The organism is Terribacillus saccharophilus, assembly GCF_000725365.1.
In the GTDB taxonomy this organism is placed as follows: domain Bacteria; phylum Bacillota; class Bacilli; order Bacillales; family Amphibacillaceae; genus Terribacillus; species Terribacillus saccharophilus.
This window is the reverse complement of record NZ_CP008876.1, coordinates 630,883-649,826: the sequence shown is the minus strand read 5'-3', so window position 1 is coordinate 649,826 and position 18,944 is coordinate 630,883. Positions and strand designations below refer to the sequence as shown.

Genomic DNA, 18,944 nt, shown 5'->3' with positions numbered 1-18,944 from the left:
TTACAGCCTCCTTAAATTGTTCGTACTAGAATATTGGTATGACAACTGAGAAACTAGATACCCTATTCGAGCACCAAGTCTTCAGCAATAGCTAGGAACATATTCGCACCATCTGCCAGCGCTGCTTCGTCGATAAGAAATTTCGGATGGTGATGCGGAGCAGGTGTCTGATTGTTCGGAGCACAAGCACCTACGAATACGAAGCATCCAGGTACAACGTTTGAAAAGGCTGAGAAATCCTCTCCTCCCATAATTGCTTCTCCTTCTGCATATGCTGCCTCACCAAGTTTGCGGCGGATAGCTTCAACAGCAATAGCGGTAGCTTTCGTATCATTCATAACTGAGTCATAGCCGTACGTATAGTTCAATTCGTATTGGCAGCCATTAGCTTCGGAAACACCTTTGATGATCTGCTCAATTGCCTCGACTGCTCGTTTTCGTACATCCTGGCTGAAAGAGCGAACGGACGCTCCAATTTTCACTTGTTCCGGAATGACATTAACAGCATCGCCTGCTTGTAATGTTGTGACAGACACAACCAATTCATCCTTCGGGCTTGTGATGCGGGAAACGACTGTCTGCAGGCTGGTGATGATTTGTGCACTTGTCACGACGGGATCAATTGTGTTTTCCGGCTGAGAAGAATGACCTCCTTTTCCTTTGATTGTGACGTGAAACATATCCGAATTGGAAGTAGCAGCACCCGGAGTAATCGTCAGCTGACCTACCGGCGTAAGAGAAGAAAGATGCAAACCGAATACATAATCCACACCTTCCGTCACGTCGGCTGCAACCATCTCTCTGGCACCACCTGGAAGCATTTCTTCTGCATGCTGGAAGAAGAAGCGAATCTCTCCATGAATTTTATCCTTTTGAGCACTTAATGCTTTTGCAACGCCAAGCAAGATAGCAGTATGACCATCATGTCCACAAGCATGCATGACACCATCGTTTTTGGATGCATAAGGAAGACCTGTTTCTTCCTGTATCGGCAAGGCATCCATATCAGCACGAAAGCCGATTGTCTTACCAGAATACGCGCCCTTAAGTACTGCTAGTACACTCGTTTCTGTAGGTCTTGTCACTTCCAGATTAGGAAATGTGCTCAATGTTTCATAAATAAAGGCTGAAGTCTTATACTCTTGAAAAGACAGCTCAGGGTGCTGATGCAAATACCTTCTCCAGCTGATAATCTCTTCTACTTGATCGTTGGACAGTTCTATTTCAGTCTGTTTCGTTAGCATAAGTTCTCCTCCAATAATTAAAATAATTAAATATTTCAGATAATTTATATGCTAACTATCATAGCACTCCTGCATTGTGCATAAAAGACCCAAGATGGATATACATTCAATATTTCTAATAAAAACATATTTTTTGAATCACCTATAAAATGTTTTTATGTCATAAATAGTTAACGCCAAATGAAGAAAACTATAAAAAAAGAGGAGTACAATGACTCCTCTTTAAAAAACAAGTTCCTCCGCAATACCAAGAAAGAATTGCAAACCATCCTGCATTGCTTCTTCCTCGATTCGGAATTGTGGGTGATGATGAGGTGCAGGAGATGGATTACCATTTTCCTTGGCACCGACAAAAACAAAGCATCCAGGAACGGCATTGGCGAAGGCAGCAAAGTCCTCGCCTCCCATAATCGCACTGCCGTGAAGCACTGCGTCCTCTCCTAGCTTTCGCTTGAGCGCACGCTCTGCTATTACAGTAGCTTTCTCTTCATTGATGACAGAATCATATCCATACGTAACTTCCAGTTCATATGAAGCACCATTTGCTTCCGTAATGCCTTTTACCATACGCTCTATAGCGTTTATCGCATTCTTCCGAACATCTTGCTTAAGCGAACGCAATGATGCTCCGATATGCACTTCATTCGGAATAACGTTTACTGCATCTCCAGCCTGCAAGGTTGTGAGTGAAACGACCAACTCTTCATTTGGACTAGTCATGCGTGAGACAACTGATTGTAAGTTGGTGATAATCTGGCCACTGATAACAATTGGATCTACCGTTTTATCGGGCTGTGAAGAATGGCCGCCTTTTCCCTTTATAGTCAAATGGAACTGATCGGAATTGGACGTGGCTGGCCCATAGATGACACCAACCTTACCGCGCGGCAGTTGCGATGCGACATGCAGTCCAAATACCATATCCACTCCATCGGTAACACCTGCTTCCACCATTTCCTTAGCACCGCCAGGAAACAGCTCTTCCGCGTGCTGGAAGAAGAAGCGGATTTCCCCACTCAATTCTTCCTGTTTGGCACTTAAAATCTCTGCTGCTGTGAGTAAGATGCTAGTATGCGCATCATGACCGCATGCGTGCATCACACCATCAACCTTTGAAGCGTAAGGAAGATTCGTTTCTTCCTGTATCGGCAGGGCATCCATGTCTGCGCGGAAGCCAATTACTTTTCCAGGTTTTGCTCCCGTCAGCTTTGCCATGACACTCGTCTTTGTTGGTCTGCTCAACTCTAGATTTCCGAAACCTGCTAATGTATCATAAACAAATTGTGAGGTGCGCTCCTCCTGAAAAGAAAGCTCTGGGTTCTCATGCAAGTGCCTTCTCCAATTTAAAAGATGCTGTTTGTGCACATCAGTAGCTTCTAATATAACTTCCTTTAATTCCACAACTATCGCCTCCATACTATGTCTTTCAAATACTTTATATAAATGAATTATTCAATTGTATGAATTATGGTGGAAAGCTTCAAGAGACAAAGGATCGAGTACTGACGCACGGGATTATTCCCAATATTTTCATGTAACATCTTATGATTCTCCCCCATAACTAAGAAATGCCCCCTCTAATTATGAGCAGGAATACGGTAAAATTTTATTTATGTAAGCGCTAACAAATAATGTGCTGCAGATGGAGCTGTCTCCACTTACGCACGGAAAGGATTGCTTTATAGCATTATCATCAACCAATCTAAAGGAGGAATCGTATGCAGACCCGGTTTTATCGTCGTATTGTGTTGGTTACCTCACTGCTCCTAGTTCTAACCTCGTTTCTACCCTTTGTTTCCAGCTCTGTAGATGCCAAGAAACAGAAAGCCGAAGTTATTAATCTTTTAACAGATTTCAGTTCAACACCGCTTGGTTTGGACAATCCAAATCCTACCTTCAGCTGGCAAATGAAAGCCAACCACCAAGGCGCCAAACAAAAAGCTTATCAGCTTGTAGTGAAGGATCCAGAAGGAAAAACTGTTTGGAATACAAAGAAACAGCATTCTGATGAGTCTGTTGCCATCCAATACGATGGAAAAGAACTAAAACCTTCTACTCGTTATAAATGGGCAGTGTCTGTGTGGAACGAAGACGGCAAGAAGTCAACAACCGACAGCTGGTTTGAAACAGGACTATTGAATACAGATATTTCTGCTTGGGACGGCGCTGAATGGATCGGTACCGAAGCAGATGACATGGTACTCCAAGCACATTATTTTAATGTGTATAAAGTACATTACAGCTTACAGCTGGACAAAAAGACCAACACAGAAAAAGCCAGCTTCATCCTCGGTGCCAATGATCCAAGAATGATGGATGAAAATAAAAATATGTACAATCTCGAGAATGATGTGAATGAAAGCTATGTAGAATTCGAATTGGATGTTTCCGATGTAAAGAAAAACTCTGGAAATGCCAAGCTGCTAATCTATCGTGCAGGCTATGATCCCGAAGATGATCCTAATAGTCCACTCACAGAGTTGAACATTTCCCGAGACTTAATTGATTACACAAATAAACATAACGAACATGACATTTCACTTTGGGGAAATTCAGGTGTCTTCCATATATTCATAGATGGGGAAAACCGAATCACTCCTGAAAATGGTTTTAATGTGAACCCTGTCGGCTCAGGTGGCAATTACATCGCTTTTCCAATGCTGTCCGAAATCGGATTTTCAGTGGATAAGAAACAGCAGGCAAGATTCACTAATTTGAACGTAACGAACTATCGCAAACCATCCAATACACTATTCGAAGAAAATACAGAAGCAAAGAATTATAAAGGCATATTCGCCAAATCAAAAGGCGTAACTGTTAAATCTGGTGCTTACAACGTAACTGGTGGCAACAAAGGCGTCTTTGCTGTTGCAGACCCGAGTGATCATTCTACACCACTGCTAAGAACTGAGTTCAAAACAGATAAACAGAAAATCCAAGATGCCAGACTATATGCAACAGCTCGTGGAATATATGAACTCTATCTGAACGGAGAACGCGTCGGGGAAGATTACTTCAATCCAGGTCTGACACAATACAACCAGACACAAATGTACCAAACTTACGATGTAACAGATCAGCTTAAGTCCGGCAAAGCCAATGCCTTCGGAGCCATGTTAGGAGAGGGATGGTGGAGCGGCGCGAGCACCTTCACGACTGAAAACTGGAACTATTTCGGCGATCGTAATTCCCTTTTGGCAAAGCTCGTCATCACCTATGAAGATGGTACGACCGATACTATCACTACGAATCCTGACTGGGAGTACACGACAGACGGTCCGCTCGTATACGGCAGCTTCTTCCAAGGTGAAGTTTATGATGCAAATAAGGAAATGAAGAATTGGAGTAAAGCTAACTTCAAGCCTAAGGATTGGAAACAGGCTGTGGAAGTACCTTTAGATGACACGACAACCGCAGGAAATCTGGATTATAGTGATATGCAGATTACAGGACAAGTCGGGGAAAACGCTCAGATTGTCGAGACATTGACAGCAAAAAGCATGGAAGAAGTCCGACCAGGTGTATATGTGTATGATATGGGCCAGAATATGGTCGGTGTACCGCAAATCAAGTTGAAGAAACAGAAAGCTGATGAAGAGATTACCCTGCGTTATGCCGAAATGCTTTATCCAGACAGCGAAGACTCTGGTGAGAATACCGGTATGCTCATGCTGGAAAATCTACGGGCAGCATTGGTTCAAGATACGTATGTAACGAAAAAGGGTAACCAGACTATCCAGCCTCGTTTCACTTTCCATGGTTATCGCTATATTGAGATTACCGGTGTAGAAAAAGCTCCTGCACTCAAAGATGTGAAAGGATTGGTGATCAGCTCTATTCACGATATTGACTCGAGCTACGAGACTTCCAATACAACTGTGAATAAGCTATGGGAAAACATTACTTGGAGTATGCGGGGTAACTTCCTCTCCATCCCGACAGACACACCGGCCCGTAATGAACGAATGGGATGGAATGGCGATATTTCCGTCTTCTCGGAAACTGCAACATATATGGATAATGTGAATCAGTTCCTGCGTAGGCACAATTTGGCTAACCGTGATTTGCAGCGTGCTGACGGGCGTTATTCCGATGTAACACCAATTGGACCTGGCTTTGGCGGCATCCTGTGGGGAAGCGCCGGACTAACTGTGCCATGGCAGGCTTACCAGCAATATGGAGATAAAACTGTTCTTCAAGAACATTACGCTAGCATGAAACAATATGTTGACTACCTCGATACAAAAGTGAATTCTACAACAGGATTAATCAACGAAGGTCCTTTAGGAGACTGGCTAAGCCCTGAAAACAGTAAGACTGAAAATGTTTTCCTGTGGGCAGCGTATCATGTGTATGATTTGGAACTCATGGCAAAGACAGCAGAGATTCTTGGTAATGATGACGATGCCGCACATTACTGGGAGCGTTATGAAGAACGCAAACAATTCTTCAACGAAAAGTTCATCGATCCGGAAACGAAAAAGACATTGAAATCTGACGGCACTGTTTCTGATAGTCAAGCTTCCTATAGCGTACCTTTGGCTCTCAACGTATTAAACGAAACCAATGCAGCAGCTGCTGCTGATCATCTAGTAGCTGCAGTTCAGAGAAAGAATACGGATGACTTAGGGAAGGAGCGTCCAGAGTATTCCCTAATGACAGGATTCATTGGAACAGCCGCAATCAGCCAAGCACTTTCTGACCATGGTCACGATGACATCGCTTATCGCCTGTTGCAGCAGACCTCCTATCCATCCTGGCTGTATTCGGTGGAAAACGGTGCAACGACAATTTGGGAACGACTTAACTCTTATACAGAAGAAGACGGGTTTGGCGGCAATAACAGCATGAATTCGTTCAACCACTATTCGTTTGGTGCCGTTGGAGCATGGATGTACAAAGAATCATTAGGAATCAAACGCGACCCAGATCACCCTGGCTTCAAGCACTTCCTGCTCGAGCCAACTCCGGATCCGGATCAGGTGATGACATGGGCCAAGGGACATGTCGATTCCATGTATGGTCGTATCGAAAGCAGCTGGAAAGTTGAAGATAAAGCCTTCAGCTACGATGCTGTCATTCCGGCGAATACATCAGCAACCATCACAATTCCGGCGAAAGATACGAAATCAGTTCGAATTAACGAAAAACCGATTCATAAGGCAGCTGGTGTAACCTTCAAGGAACATAAAAACGGAGAAGTTTCCTTCGAAGCAGAGTCAGGCAGCTATACATTTGAATCAGTTCTGCCATAACTGACGGAAGGCTCCCGATTGGGAGCCTTCTTTATATGTGCTATCGTTTTAGCTTTATAAATATGGATTGAAATGCTCTCCTAGTCATTAGTCCTCGCCCTTTCGCATCAGCTTAAGCATACGGAAACTAAAGGACACTGTCATTGCGATACTGCAGATAGCAATGATGAACAGTACGAAGCAAATAATAGCAGCTACCCTATTATCTATAATATTGTTTATCAAGTAAGTGATGATAGTCAGAATAGTTGTTACCAAAGCCATTTTTGGGATAAATGAAGTAGCTCGCCTTAGTTTATCCTGCTTCGTATCCACATCCGTATAGATTGGCGGTACATCTGTGGAAGCCTCAAATATATACATTCCATAAGAACTGCATACACGTGTCCAGCCAGCATGCTCGAACATTTCCAAATACTCTTGTTCCTCTGCTTCATCCAGGCTGCGGTAATCGATCATGTATTGTACCTGCTTCGGTTCTCCGCGGACAAGTCGGTAGCCCATGAAAGCAAAATCCTGTAAATGCCAGCCCTTGGCTGCCTGTTTGGCAAGTTTCCGCATATCCTCTTTTTCCGAAAAAGCCAGTCCGCCTGAAGATATATACTTTCTTTGTCTCATTGTCCCTTCCTCCCCTTCGTCTGCAATACAATTGTCGCAAGATCCACCATTCTGCTCCGTCTCTCGACTTCTTCTTTTAACTTTGCAATACCAGCAGCAGTCGTAACATAGGTTTTCCGCCGCGGCTCGCTGTCAGGTTCAGCTTCTATTAAGCCGGCATCCAGTAATTTCTTAATGATGGTATAAAGTGTCGCAGGACCTATTTTAAATGTCCCTTCTGTTTCTTCTTCTACATATTGCATAATGGCATACCCATGTCTCGCTTCTACTAATGCAACTAGAATATAGAAAACCGGATCTGTCAGTTCATCCAATGATTTTCCTTTAGGCATATTCGTTCTCCTTTATATCCGTTTATGATATATCACTTATGGATATAGTATTATAAATGTAAACCAGTGGCAACAGGTATAAAAAAAATTATAAAAAAAAGCAGAGCATATGAGCTCTGCTTTTCTATTTATCTTGATTTAGATGTAAATAGCTTCGGAATATCCGATACAAACCTTAATGGCATGCCATTGACAGGGTGTTTGAAGTTCAGCTTGCGTGCATGGAGGCAAAGGCGTTTGATGGAACGATCCTCAGCTCCGTACTTTTTGTCTCCTGCAATCGGATGCCCGATGTCTTGCATGTGGACACGAATCTGGTTTTTTCGTCCGGTTTCCAAGCTGATTTCCATCAACGTAAAGTCCTTGTTTCCTTGAAGGACCTGGTAGTGCGTCACTGCCTTCAATCCGTCATTCTCGTACTTACTGGAATACATCTTATGTGTACTTGTTTCCTTCAGCCAAGAAGTAATAGTTCCTTCTGACTTGGAGACGTCGCCTTCAACGAGCGCAACATAAGCTCTTTCCTTCGTTGTTTGCCATGATTCCTGCATTATCTTTTTAATTTTCTCTGATCTAGCGAACACCATCACACCGGATGTATCGCGATCAAGCCGGTGGACGACAAATATCTTATTATCACTATGCTGCGCTTTTACATAATCAGATAGCTGTCGGTAAGCTGTATTCTCTTTTTCATTATTGGAAGCGATTGATAATAGTCCAGAAGCCTTCTCGATAACAATGAGGGTATCATCTTCATACATAATCGTGATGCCCTGCAGCGGTGCTGCTTCTGTTATGATATCTGTTCGGATTGTCACTTCTTGTCCTGGCAGCAGTTTGTCATTAAATTGCGTGGAAACACGCCCATTAATAGAAACCTGACCGCGTGCCAAGATAGACTTTACTGAGTTACGGCTTTTGCCTACAACTTTCAAAAGGAAAGACAATAGTTCTTCTTCTTCTGTTACGTTATATACTTTCGGCTTCGCAGGCTGGAACCCACGAGAGCGCGGACGTTTATTTTTCATAGTTAAATCCTTTCTATGCCATTCGTTATGGCGTCATTGGTGCATCCTTTCATCTTAATTGTTCTCGATTGGAAATACAAGCACTGCTCTTGAAGATAAAGGAATTTTATACAGTTTCCTATACATTTTGCCCAAAAAAATATAAGATTAACAGTATTGAACAGCAGGAGTGAAGGACAATGAACATTGACGGATTGGAGTCGTTTCTTTCAGTTGTCTCCAATAAAAGTATATCCAAAGCATCAAAAGCATTACATATTACACAGCCTACATTGAGTACACGAATACGAAAACTGGAGGAAGAACTCGACTTCGTCTTGTTGAAGCGAAGTTGGGACGGAATCGAACTGACTGAAGAAGGTTATTTTTTCCTTCCCTATGCGATTGAGCTTCTCGGGGAACTGCAGGATGCATCGTTTGCACTTACTGGTGTTAACAAAATCAGCTATCAGCTGCTGAGCAGTATTACAGCAGGAAAAGATGAATTGCGGATTGGAATCAACATTTGGCTTGCACCGGTATTCAACCACATTATCATCCCCTACATGCAGGAACACTTCCCGCACATTCCATTTAAATTCATTACAAGACCGACGAATGTCTTGAAGAAGCTTTTGGAATATGACAGCATCCAGTTTTCCATCCATTATGAAAACAGAGCAAAGACTCCGTTTCTATGCGAGCCGCTGCTCCAGGACGAATTGGTCTTCCTCTGCCATAAGGACGATGCAACGATATTAGACGGCAAGCTTGCAAATTCAAATAAGCTTGATAAGAAATTAATCGTTTTCGAGCATGCTGCATTGACGAATAATCTGGATAAAATCAGCTCTCTTTTAGGATTAGTGCAGGCCAAAGACTATCAAATGGTAGATGACGTACAGAACATGCTTGCTTTTGTAGAAAGCGGTCATGGATTTACAGTACTGCCACGATCAATTCTGTATCATATAAGTGAGCAGAGAATGACCAATATTGTTACCCTGCCAATAGACGACCTGAATTACACAGCTTCCGTATCACTTGAATACCGGGAAAACAGCCAATTTCAGGAGCCTATCAGCGGATTGACAAAGAAATTGAAACAGTTCGTCCAAGGCATGTATAAGGAAAAAGAGCTAAGCGAATGATTCGCTTAGCTCTTCTCTTTTAATAACAGTATTGCGGCCGGAACGTTTCGCTTCGTAAAGAGCTTCATCCGCTTGACCAATGAAATATGATAACTGCATACCATCTGATATAGCAGCACTATATATACCTATACTTACAGTCACTCTATCTGCTACTGGTGAAAATGCGTGGTCAATCCGAAGTTCCTGCACTGCCAAGCGAATCGCTTCAGCCAGTTCGTCCAATTTCTCAGACGGCTGATCAAAAACAGCAAGCACGAATTCTTCTCCTCCATACCTGGCCCATCCAGCTGTCGGAATCATTGTGGTCTGATAGATACTTTGCGCCACAAGACGCAGCACCTCATCTCCTCGCAAATGCCCATAATGATCGTTATAGCTTTTAAAGGCATCCACATCCAGCAATAATAGAGAAAGTCTCCTCTTTGATTCAGCAGTAATTGCAGAATTGATATAATCCTGGAACCCCCGTCTATTTGGTACACCAGTCAGCTCATCCAGCATCGCTTGTTTCTTCAGCTGCTCGTTCATTACTTCATTCTGGGCAATTTGTGCTTCCAATTCCCCATTCATCTCAGTCAGTAAAAGCTTATTGTAAAAGTTTACTGCGAACCCCTTGTACAGCAACTGTGATGCCAGCCAGCAAAAGAAGATGAATACTGTAAGATTCGTATAATGACCAGACAGCATGCTAGCTGACTGCTGGTAAAATGGCAAGCCGACATAAAGAAAAATAACGTTCGGAAGAGCAAACAAGAGATAATGCTTTCCATTTGCCAGAAACAATGTCGATACACACATATAATTAACCACGAATGCCATGACGTGGCCGTAATGCAGCTGGTCCAGCAGTGTAACCATTGTCCCCCAAGCCAGGAACAGAAATACAAAGAAATGCACCATAAACATTCTGTATCCGGTAGGTATTTTCTTTTTTCCCATTATGTATATACAAAGTAAGTAGATAGCTGCTGCACTGAACAGTCCAAGATACAGCCCTACATATAAATCAATTCCTCCCGGAAGCTGCCTCACAATCAAAATAGCTTCAAAGATCAATATGATAATAGCGAACAGCTTCGTCCTTTTCCAATTCTCCTCTAAGACAACTTTCTTAAGCTTCTGCTTGTTTTCCTTAGGGACAGACGGCAGTGTAAAGGCATGTAATATACCCATCCTTCTCCTCGTTTCTCCATTGAATGAGCTTATTATACAGAAAATAAGACTTTTAGCCTAGCAGATTTTTCTCTTTAATTGATTAGTATGTTGACAATTTTCTGAATTTAGTTTAGTTTTTATTAATATTCTTACATAGAAAATGGAGGAGGATGTACATGTGGAGTGAGATCAGTAGCAACCCAGTCATGATCACCCTTTTATTGATTGCTGTGTTAGGTTTAGGAGAACTCATCTCCATCTGGACAAAAGCACGCATTCCAATGCTGCTGGCAGCTTTGCTGATATACGTTGGACTTCTTTGGGCAGGAATCATACCAAATGGACTAATGTCTGATTCAGTCATTACGGCTTTCGGATCCCTAATTGTTGCTCCATTCATTGTCCACCTTGGTACACTTGTTCCTTTCTCCTTGATAAAAGGACAGCTGAAACCTATCCTGATCGCTTTGATTGGTTCCCTTACTGCAGTAGCACTAGTATTAGCAATTGTTCCGATATTCTTTGATTATGAGACTGCAGTAGCTGGTGCTGGTCCGGTCGTCGGCGGAATTGTAGCATATCTTGTTACGAGTGAAAAACTGACCGAGTTAGGATTATCCAGCCTTGTTATCATCCCAGCGCTAGTATTGAGCATTCATAAACTATTCGGCATCCCCCTTGCTTCCTTCTTCTTAAAAAGGCATGCCCTTGTTGTGAAACAGCAAGTACAAGCCCGCCTGCACAGCGGTGCAGCTTTGGAAAAAGAGGAAGTTACAGAAGAACGGCCGAATAAAGTAGTCAAAGCCCAGAACGAACGCAAATTACTTTTGCCGGAAAAATATCAGACTTCCCTTATTTTCATTCTTCAGCTTTATTTGGGCAGCGGTATCGCTGTTATCCTTGATGCTGTCACCGGCGTCAACTACACCATCTTCTGTTTGATCATCGGGGTAATTGGTGCCTATATCGGCTTCTATCCTGCCAAGACAATGGAAAAAGCAAATGCAACCGGAATTGCTATGATTGCTGTCATTTTCATCGTTATTTCTTCAATGGATGATGTAACACCAGCTGCTTTGGCCAGCTATATTCCAGAAATTCTATTGATTTGTTTGCTTGGTACAGCAGGTGTAACACTAGGAGGATTGCTCGCTTCCAAGTTGCTTGGTGTCGGTAAGTATCTTGGTATGCCTGTTGCATTGACGGCACTTTTCGGTTTCCCTGCAGATTACATCCTCTGTGAGGAAATAAGCCGCGAGGTGGGAGAAACGGAAGAAGAACGCGAAGCTATCATGAATGAAATTGTAACGCCAATGCTTATGGGCGGTTTCACAACTGTAACGACTTGCTCGATCTTGATCGCCACAGTTCTGATTGGAACATTGAATTAAGAAATAAAGGAGAATTATATGAATACATCTGCATTAAAAGATTATATACAAACAAATAAACAAGACTTCTTGGACCAGCTATTCACCTTGCTGCGTCAGCGAAGCATCAGTACGCAGAATGACGGAATAGAGGAATGTGCTGAACTATTGAAAGGGATGATGGAGGAACTCGGAATCCATACAAAAATCATCCCAACAGCCGGACATCCTGTCGTCTATGGAGAATTGATTCAGAATCCGGAAGCTTTCACTTTGCTTATCTATGGGCACTATGATGTACAGCCTCCTGAGCCTTATGATGCGTGGGAATCTCCCCCATTCGAACCCCAAATCCGCAACGGCAAAATCTATGCTCGCGGTGTAGGCGATAACAAAGGACAGCTAATGGCGCAGTTGTTCGGGGTCAAAAGCTACTTAAATACAGTCGGTGAGCTGCCGATCAACATCAAATTCGTTTTTGAAGGCGAAGAAGAAAAAGGCAGTACTAATCTTGCAGCTTTTGTGGAGGAGCATAAAGATCTGCTGCAGGCGGACCTTGTCTACACTTCTGATGGTCCGTCCCATAACAGCTCTTCTCCACTTGTGCTGCTAGGGGTACGCGGGATGCTGTCCATTCAATTCGACGCGAAAGGTGCAGATCGGGATAACCATTCAGGCAACACCGGGAATATCGTTCCTAACCCTGCCTGGAAACTGATCGAGCTGATGCATACAATGCGAGATGCTGATGGCCATGTCAAAATTGAGGGTTTTTATGATGCTATCCAACCTTTCACTGCTTACGAGGAACAACTGCTCACCAAGCTTCCTTTTGACAAAAAGTCATTAGGTGAAAAAATTGGCTACCCTGCTTTATCCATGGATGGTCCATCCTACTACCAGAAGATGACTGGCGAGCCTACTTTCAATATTTTCGGGATGGAAAGCGGCTATACAGGAGAAGGAACGAAAACAATCATTCCTTCCACAGCCCAGCTAAAAATGGACATCCGACTCGTCGTCGACCAAGATCCAAACGATATCTTTGAAAAGATTCAAAAACATGTACAAACTTATGCACCTGATGTAAAGGTTACATACTTGGGCAGCATGCAGCCGTCTCGCACAAAAGCGGAGCTGCCTATTGTTCAAAAGGTCATCAGCGCCGTCGAGAATGCCTACCAAACAGACCCGCTTATCCAGCCGAGTATGGGCGGCTCCCTTCCGGATTATGTGTGGACGGGGATTTTAGGCTTACCATCTATCATCGTTCCTTATGCGAACTTTGATCAGCACAACCATTCGCCGAACGAGAACCTGGATGTGGATTATTTCCTGAACGGAATCAATTGTACAGCTCATGTAATCCATACATTAGGCGCTTCTAAATAACAAGCAAATAAATGAAGCCATGCCTGATAAAGGCATGGCTTTTAAAATATTTACAACCATATGTGAGAATTCCCTGCCTTGTCTAATAAGAATTAACCTTTCTCCTGCATTAAAATGAAAGCGCTTTAAAAAATAAAGGAGAGGAATGATCACATTGAAAAAATGTCTGCTTCTGCTGCTCGTCTTGCTTCTGACATTCGCTGTTCCCTTCTCTGCCGATGCCAAGAAACTGCCTAAGAGACAAATGGAATATTTGGAACGTGGCGCTGTTGCTGTCCAGACTGAGGATGGTATTTTCTTAAGCTGGAGATTCCTAGGGAACGATACGAAAAAAACTTCCTTTCATGTTTATCGTGATGGTAAGAAAATCACTCGGAAACCTGTGAAACATAGCACCAATTTCTTGGACAAAGATGGTAACGCAAATAGTGTCTATCGTGTAGAAGCAATCGGGAAAGGTGTTGATCAGGATAAAATTAAAGTATGGCGTGACAATCAGCTAAACATCCCTCTCCAAAAGCCAGCTGATGGTACAACACCGGATGGGAAGACCTATACTTATAATGCTAATGATGCCAGTGTCGGTGATCTGGATGGTGACGGAGAATGGGAAATCATTTTGAAATGGGATCCATCCAATGCACAGGATAATTCCCGCTCTGGCTATACAGGCAATGTTTTAATTGATGCTTATGAAATGGATGGAACTCATAAATGGCGAATTGACCTTGGTCATAATATCCGTGCAGGGGCCCATTACACACAAATGCTCGTTTATGATTTTGATGGTAACGGAAAATCAGAGCTTGTCGTCAAAACGGCTGACGGAACAAAAGACTCAAAAGGAAAAGTTATCGGCGATCCTGACGCAGATCATCGCAATGCATCAGGTTATATACTCGAAGGCCCAGAATATTTGACTGTATTTGAAGGCAACACAGGTAAGATCAAGCAAACAGTCGATTATGAACCAGCCCGGGGTGATATTTGCGATTGGGGTGACTGTTACGGGAACCGAGGTGACCGCTTCCTTGCCGGAGTCGCCTATCTGGATGGCAAAACACCGAGTATCATTGAAGCTAGAGGTTATTATGAAAAAACAGTAATTGCCGCATATACCTATAAAGACGGAAAACTGAAAAAGCAATGGATGTTCAATAGTGAAACTCCTGGAAACGAAGCTTATGCACAGCAGGGTAATCACAACTTGAGTATCGGTGACGTGGACGAAGACGGAAAAGACGAAATCATTTATGGTGCTATGGCATTGGACGATGATGGAACTGGTCTTTATTCGACAGGTCTTGGGCACGGAGATGCGATGCACCTTAGTGATTTGGACCCAAGTCGTCCAGGGCTTGAAGTATTCCAAGTTCATGAACCTTATCCGAATGAAGCTGGTATCGAATTCCGCGATGCCCGTACAGGCGAACTAATCTGGGGAATTCCAACAAACATAGATGTAGGACGCGGACTTGCATCTGATATTGATCCTCGCTATCCAGGAGCCGAGATGTGGGCAATTGACGGCGCTTGGAACAGCCCGACAGGCGGCCTTTACGCAGCATCTGGTGAGCAGATATCAACGAATATCCCTCCTGCCAATTTTGCTATCTGGTGGGACGGCGACCTGACACGTGAAATTCTTGATCATACTTTCGATGAAAGCATCCAGACTGGCACAGGCTTAATCGGAAAATGGAACCCAGAAACAGAAAAGTTGGATACATTACTTGATGCAAAAGGAACTTACTCCAACAATGGAACAAAAGGGAATCCTGCGCTTCAGGCTGATTTAATCGGCGACTGGCGTGAGGAAGCTATCTGGCGCACAGAGGACAGCAGTGCTCTCGTTCTTTATACAACAACAGACATAACGGAAGCAAAACTTCCTACCTTGATGCATGACCCTGTTTATCGATTGGGCGTTGCTTGGCAGAATGTTGCTTATAACCAGCCGCCCCACACAAGTTATTTCTTGGGAAATGATATGAAAAAGCCAGAAATGCCAAGAATTGAAGTAAAGAAAGCTAAATGATTACTGTTTTCAGAGTACAGGAAAATCTCCTGTACTCTTTCATTTGTCTTGCTAATAAGAACGCACTCTAGGCAACAGCATAAGATAAGATATAACTGCATCTAAGGAGAAGAATAAATGTACTATAAAAATCAGCATTATCACTGGCACCCAAGTCCAAACGATTGGCGTAACTATCAGTGGCAGCAACACAACGTTAATCAACAGCCAATACATGATCACGGAAATTCACCCTATGTTGTTGATATCGAACAAGCTACGGAGCATAATCGTTTCTTCCGGACAGCTATCTGGACAGGAAAACATCTACAAGTGACTTTAATGAGTATCCGTCCAGGAGAAGATATTGGATTGGAGAGGCACCCGAATGTTGATCAATTTCTTCGCATTGAATCCGGGCGAGGACTAGTCCAAATGGGTCCTAGAAAAGACAACTTATATTATCAGCAATATGTTCAAGACGATTTTGCCATCTTCGTCCCTGCCGGAACATGGCACAACATTATAAATACCGGTCAAAACCCTTTGAAGTTATACACAATTTATGCACCGCCTGAGCATCCATTTGGCACAGTTCATCGAACCAAACAAGATGCCATGGCTGCAGAGTAGAATAAATAAGACCCACAGCATACTAGCTGTGGGTCCTTATTTATTAGCTATATGGATATTGTCTGCGATCGTGCTGGATGCTAATCCATTTTGTCGTTGTGAATGCATCAAGACTCCACTCGCCATTCAGTCGACCAAGACCGGAGTTCTTAACGCCGCCAAATGCGACTGTAGGTTCATCATTGATCGTACCATCGTTGATATGAATCATACCAGTATCCATTTGTTTCGCAAGCTCAGCACCGCGCTCCACGTCTCTTGTGTGGATAGCACCGCTTAAGCCATAATCACTGTTATTTGCATAAGCCAACACTTCTTCATCACTTTTCACTTTCAGAATACTAACAACGGGTGCAAACAGTTCTTCGTTTGCAAGTGTCATATCTGGTGTCACATCACCAAATACTACTGGTTCAACAATGTTGCCTTCCACTTTACCTTTGATTAAAGGTGTTGCACCTTCTTCGATACCTTTTTCAATCAACGCTACAGTTGTTTTTACTTGCTGTTCGTTGATAAGAGGTCCGATGATTGTGCTTGGATCTTTCGGGTCACCGCAAGTAAGCGTGGAAACCTTCGCCAAATATTTTTCAACGAATTCATCATATACATCTTCATGTACGATAAGACGGTTAGCAGACATACAGATCTGACCTTGGTGAGTGAAACGGCTGAATACAGCTGCACTGACTGCAAGTTCCATATCCGCATCCTCTAAAACTACCAATGCACTATTACCGCCAAGCTCCAGATGTGCTTCTTTCAAATTCTTACCGGCTACCATTCCGATATGTTTACCGACTTTAGTAGATCCTGTGAAGGAAACGGCACGCGGAATTCGGTGCTCTACAAAGTTATCACCAATTTCACTGATTTCAGTCACAATGACATTCAGCAAGCCCTTTGGAAGACCCGCTTCCTCGAATAGCTTCGCAATCATCGTACCGCCAGTAATTGCTGTATGTTCATGCGGTTTCAATACCACACCATTTCCAGCTGCTAAAGCAGTAGCGACAGATTTCATAGATAGGAAGAACGGGAAGTTGAATGGGCTGATAATCCCCACAACTCCAACCGGTACACGATAAACACGGTTTTCCTTGCCATCAATCGGGGACGGCAAAATTTGGCCGTTCATGCGGAATGGGAATGTAGATGCTTCCTTGATGATATTTGTAACAAGACCGATTTCGAACTCAGCTTTCAGTCTTGTACCGCCAATCTCCTCAATGATAGTCTCAACAAATGCTTCGTGGTTTGCTTCAAGGTAAGCAACCGCTTTTTCGAAGACAGCGCGCTGTGCTACCGGGTTTGTTTTCGCCCATTCTTTCTGAACTCGGGCAGATGCTTCATACGCTTCATTCAAATCATCCAAGTTGGCAGCTTGATAAGTAGCGATAAGCTCACCGTTATATGGATTGCGGTTCTCCATTTTCACGCTGCTCTGTCCTTCACGCCATTCTCCGTTAATATACTGACTGTTTACGTGTTTGAAATTCTCCATGTCGGTCACCTCTATTAGTCTTTGATTGAGATATTCTCTTTTGCTAGATTTGCTAAAGTTTGTACATTAGCATTAATTTCTTCCATCGTTGCTGTCAGCTCTTCAATAGCAGCTGATTGAGTATCTGATTCTGCATTCGCTTCTTGAATGGAATTGCTCAACTTGCTGATAACAGTTTTAATTTTCTCGGTAATCTGATGAATCTCACTAACCTGATCCTTGGATCCAGTTGCCATCTTACGGATTTCATCTGCAACCACACTGAATCCGCGCCCTTGTTCTCCAGCTCGCGCAGCTTCAATAGCAGCATTTAGACCAAGCAAGTTGCTCTGATCCGCAATACCTTTGACGACGTTGGATACTTCTTCGATCGTATCTACGCTTTCCGTTACCTCTGAAGCTTTTTTGGATATGTAATTCATGCCTTCAGCCAAACCCGAGATAGATTGCGCCATATCCTGGATAGTAGCAGTTACGTCGCCAATAACATCTGAAAGATTAGTAGCAATAGAAGACAATTGATTCGCACTTTCAATGCTCAAACCGACTCCGACTCCGCCTACTACATTACCTGCTTCATCGTGAAGCGGGATGGCCCGAGCGATAATACTGACACCAAAAAGCTCCTCCGGTACGACTGCATATTGATTTTTGTTTTGGCGGATAGCTGCAGTTACGATATCCCCGTCCATTAATGGATCTCCAGGTGTAACATTCAATGAAAAGGTCTTAGCTGGGAAATTGATAACTAACTTCTCTGTGTTGTAGATACCAATTGTGACATCTTCATTGATTAGATCCTGCAAGAACGGCCCTATCTTCACAAAGGCGTCCAACATCGGATGCAATGCTTGTTCCGTCTGCTCATGTACTTGCATACTCATCACATCAAGCCCCTATTCGTAAAATTTCACTCTATTACTATATATCGGTAAACTTCCAGATTTGTAAAGTAATTTGGTAAAAATGGAATATAATTAGATGACATTTTCAAGGTATTATTCACTACGTAAGGCGACAAGATAGAGAGATATTTGGAGTTTTATAGACTTTATGACCTATCTCATTAGGAGAGGTGATTAGCTTAGAAATCTGCGTTCATATGGGCAGACAGCAAACAATGAATGTAGGAGCTTTGCGGATAAAGGTTTATTGGCTTTTGCCTTATGGGAATTATTTGTGGACTCATTTGATCTGTATCAGACGAGATTGTATCTTGTGTGTCATTATTTATAAAGTTATTCAGCAAAGTTTCCAGCC

At 43.0% G+C, this 18,944-nt stretch carries 14 protein-coding genes; 6 read left to right on the top strand and 8 right to left on the bottom strand.

The window, feature by feature from the left end; translation table 11 throughout:
- Positions 1-62: 62 nt before the first annotated feature.
- Positions 63-1,244, bottom strand: a complete 1,182-nt coding sequence (locus tag GZ22_RS03370) for a M20 metallopeptidase family protein (protein ID WP_038558641.1) — start codon at positions 1,242-1,244, stop codon at positions 63-65.
- 222 nt (positions 1,245-1,466) lie between these two features.
- On the bottom strand, positions 1,467-2,660 hold the full coding sequence (locus GZ22_RS03365; RefSeq protein ID WP_051748004.1) for a M20 metallopeptidase family protein: 1,194 nt from the start codon (positions 2,658-2,660) through the stop codon (positions 1,467-1,469).
- A 302-nt stretch (positions 2,661-2,962) separates the two neighbouring features.
- Here GZ22_RS03365 and GZ22_RS03360 point away from each other — a divergent pair, with 302 nt between their 5' ends.
- Positions 2,963-6,499, top strand: a complete 3,537-nt coding sequence (locus GZ22_RS03360) for a family 78 glycoside hydrolase catalytic domain (RefSeq protein ID WP_051748003.1) — start codon at positions 2,963-2,965, stop codon at positions 6,497-6,499.
- 87 nt (positions 6,500-6,586) lie between these two features.
- On the opposite strand, the gene GZ22_RS03355 is transcribed toward GZ22_RS03360, so the two are convergent.
- The 3 genes from GZ22_RS03355 to GZ22_RS03345 all read right to left on the bottom strand — a co-directional run bounded on the left by GZ22_RS03355 (position 6,587) and on the right by GZ22_RS03345 (position 8,480).
- Positions 6,587-7,117, bottom strand: coding sequence for a DUF2812 domain-containing protein (locus GZ22_RS03355; protein ID WP_038558638.1), 531 nt, complete (start codon positions 7,115-7,117; stop codon positions 6,587-6,589).
- Positions 7,114-7,449, bottom strand: coding sequence for a PadR family transcriptional regulator (locus GZ22_RS03350; protein WP_038558635.1), 336 nt, complete (start codon positions 7,447-7,449; stop codon positions 7,114-7,116). The genes GZ22_RS03355 and GZ22_RS03350 overlap by 4 nt, the downstream gene beginning before the upstream one ends.
- Positions 7,450-7,577: 128 nt before the next feature.
- Complete coding sequence (locus tag GZ22_RS03345; protein WP_038558633.1) at positions 7,578-8,480, bottom strand: RluA family pseudouridine synthase; 903 nt, start codon at positions 8,478-8,480, stop codon at positions 7,578-7,580.
- Positions 8,481-8,659: 179 nt separating this feature from the next.
- Between GZ22_RS03345 and GZ22_RS03340 the strand changes: the two genes are divergently transcribed.
- On the top strand, positions 8,660-9,610 hold the full coding sequence (locus GZ22_RS03340) for a LysR family transcriptional regulator (protein ID WP_038558630.1): 951 nt from the start codon (positions 8,660-8,662) through the stop codon (positions 9,608-9,610).
- Here GZ22_RS03340 and GZ22_RS17950 read toward each other — a convergent pair.
- Positions 9,599-10,786 carry a GGDEF domain-containing protein gene (locus tag GZ22_RS17950; RefSeq protein WP_051748002.1) on the bottom strand — a complete coding sequence of 396 codons (1,188 nt, stop codon included), beginning with the start codon at positions 10,784-10,786 and terminating at the stop codon, positions 9,599-9,601. The genes GZ22_RS03340 and GZ22_RS17950 overlap by 12 nt on opposite strands.
- Positions 10,787-10,944: 158 nt before the next feature.
- Between GZ22_RS17950 and GZ22_RS03330 the strand changes: the two genes are divergently transcribed.
- The 4 genes from GZ22_RS03330 (at position 10,945) to GZ22_RS03315 (ending at position 16,180) form a co-directional block, all read left to right on the top strand.
- Positions 10,945-12,159 (top strand): hypothetical protein, encoded by a 1,215-nt coding sequence (locus GZ22_RS03330; RefSeq protein WP_051748001.1) that lies wholly within the window; start codon positions 10,945-10,947, stop codon positions 12,157-12,159.
- Between the two features lie 18 nt (positions 12,160-12,177).
- Positions 12,178-13,530 (top strand): M20/M25/M40 family metallo-hydrolase, encoded by a 1,353-nt coding sequence (locus GZ22_RS03325; RefSeq protein WP_038558629.1) that lies wholly within the window; start codon positions 12,178-12,180, stop codon positions 13,528-13,530.
- Between the two features lie 145 nt (positions 13,531-13,675).
- Positions 13,676-15,568 (top strand): rhamnogalacturonan lyase, encoded by a 1,893-nt coding sequence (locus GZ22_RS03320; RefSeq protein ID WP_164072012.1) that lies wholly within the window; start codon positions 13,676-13,678, stop codon positions 15,566-15,568.
- Positions 15,569-15,685: 117 nt separating this feature from the next.
- Positions 15,686-16,180: a cupin domain-containing protein gene (locus GZ22_RS03315; protein ID WP_038558627.1), complete on the top strand. Its 495-nt coding sequence runs from the start codon at positions 15,686-15,688 to the stop codon at positions 16,178-16,180.
- A gap of 43 nt (positions 16,181-16,223) precedes the next feature.
- Here the strand turns inward: GZ22_RS03315 and GZ22_RS03310 are convergent, their stop codons facing one another.
- Positions 16,224-17,684 carry an aldehyde dehydrogenase family protein gene (locus GZ22_RS03310; RefSeq protein WP_038558625.1) on the bottom strand — a complete coding sequence of 487 codons (1,461 nt, stop codon included), beginning with the start codon at positions 17,682-17,684 and terminating at the stop codon, positions 16,224-16,226.
- Positions 17,685-17,698: 14 nt separating this feature from the next.
- Complete coding sequence (locus GZ22_RS03305) at positions 17,699-18,568, bottom strand: methyl-accepting chemotaxis protein (protein WP_123921883.1); 870 nt, start codon at positions 18,566-18,568, stop codon at positions 17,699-17,701.
- Positions 18,569-18,944 lie beyond the last annotated feature (376 nt).

Bases quoted from the DNA above. Each gene is read 5' to 3' on its own strand.
- GZ22_RS03370 (WP_038558641.1), bottom strand. From the start codon at position 1,244: ATGCTAACGAAACAGACTGAAATAGAACTGTCCAACGATCAAGTAGAA.
- GZ22_RS03365 (WP_051748004.1), bottom strand. From the start codon at position 2,660: ATGGAGGCGATAGTTGTGGAATTAAAGGAAGTTATATTAGAAGCTACT.
- GZ22_RS03360 (WP_051748003.1), top strand. From the start codon at position 2,963: ATGCAGACCCGGTTTTATCGTCGTATTGTGTTGGTTACCTCACTGCTC.
- GZ22_RS03355 (WP_038558638.1), bottom strand. From the start codon at position 7,117: ATGAGACAAAGAAAGTATATATCTTCAGGCGGACTGGCTTTTTCGGAA.
- GZ22_RS03350 (WP_038558635.1), bottom strand. From the start codon at position 7,449: ATGCCTAAAGGAAAATCATTGGATGAACTGACAGATCCGGTTTTCTAT.
- GZ22_RS03345 (WP_038558633.1), bottom strand. From the start codon at position 8,480: ATGAAAAATAAACGTCCGCGCTCTCGTGGGTTCCAGCCTGCGAAGCCG.
- GZ22_RS03340 (WP_038558630.1), top strand. From the start codon at position 8,660: ATGAACATTGACGGATTGGAGTCGTTTCTTTCAGTTGTCTCCAATAAA.
- GZ22_RS17950 (WP_051748002.1), bottom strand. From the start codon at position 10,786: ATGGGTATATTACATGCCTTTACACTGCCGTCTGTCCCTAAGGAAAAC.
- GZ22_RS03330 (WP_051748001.1), top strand. From the start codon at position 10,945: ATGTGGAGTGAGATCAGTAGCAACCCAGTCATGATCACCCTTTTATTG.
- GZ22_RS03325 (WP_038558629.1), top strand. From the start codon at position 12,178: ATGAATACATCTGCATTAAAAGATTATATACAAACAAATAAACAAGAC.
- GZ22_RS03320 (WP_164072012.1), top strand. From the start codon at position 13,676: ATGATCACATTGAAAAAATGTCTGCTTCTGCTGCTCGTCTTGCTTCTG.
- GZ22_RS03315 (WP_038558627.1), top strand. From the start codon at position 15,686: ATGTACTATAAAAATCAGCATTATCACTGGCACCCAAGTCCAAACGAT.
- GZ22_RS03310 (WP_038558625.1), bottom strand. From the start codon at position 17,684: ATGGAGAATTTCAAACACGTAAACAGTCAGTATATTAACGGAGAATGG.
- GZ22_RS03305 (WP_123921883.1), bottom strand. From the start codon at position 18,568: ATGAGTATGCAAGTACATGAGCAGACGGAACAAGCATTGCATCCGATG.